This window comes from Myroides sp. LoEW2-1, assembly GCF_009767705.1.
GTDB lineage: Bacteria > Bacteroidota > Bacteroidia > Flavobacteriales > Flavobacteriaceae > Flavobacterium > Flavobacterium album_A.
In genome coordinates, this window is sequence record NZ_WSPP01000365.1 from 1 (window position 1) to 800 (window position 800).

The following is an 800-nucleotide window of genomic DNA, read 5'->3' on the forward strand; positions in this document are numbered from 1 at the left end:
GATTAGTTATGTAGAAAATAACAAAATATTACTATCTAATAATTATAATATTATTCAACAAACTATAAATTATTGCAGACCTACATTCGAATTGATTTCTGATGATGTAAAGGAAACAGAATTAAAACACATAAAGTATAATCCGTTTTACAGAGAATATAAGGATGCTTTGCAAATAGGAAATCATATTTTAAAACGCTTTGCCTACAACATAACTCAAACATCAGAACAAAGAGTAAAAACTCCACCTTTTTGGATTGATATGCCTAGATTGTTTGAATTATATGTGTTTAGTAAAATGGTGGAGCATAATCCTTTATCAAAAAAAGAAATACACTATCAATTTTCTACCTACGGGAACTCTTTAGATATTTTGGTTTCTGAATCGGAAAACCAAATGGTGATTGATGCTAAATACAAATTACATTACAACAATAGTCACTTACATAACGATATCAGACAGGTTGCAGGTTATGCTCGCTTAAATAAAGTAAGACAAAAATTAAAAATAAAGGATGATAGAAATATAGATTGTCTTATAATTTATCCAGATATGGAAAATGGTGAAATTGATCTATCATTAGAAAATATTAACCACAAAAAACAAGAAATAAAGGCTTATCACAAAGTTTATAAACTTGGGGTGAAATTACCTTGGATAAAAGATTAGAAAAAAAATAAAAATTGATATTTTGAAATATTGGACAAAAAGCGATAAAAAAGCACTGCATCTATTTGCATTAGTTTTAATTATTTGGTTTTTGTTTGAAAAAAAAATAATTGAGTCACTAGAAATTAAT

The 800-nt window shown here is 26.4% G+C and carries 1 protein-coding gene; it reads left to right on the top strand.

The features are described 5' to 3' along the window. The coding region (locus tag GOQ24_RS16025) for an McrC family protein (RefSeq protein WP_243731298.1) at nucleotides 1-670 on the top strand (670 nt) is incomplete at its 5' end. Nucleotides 671-800 lie beyond the last annotated feature (130 nt).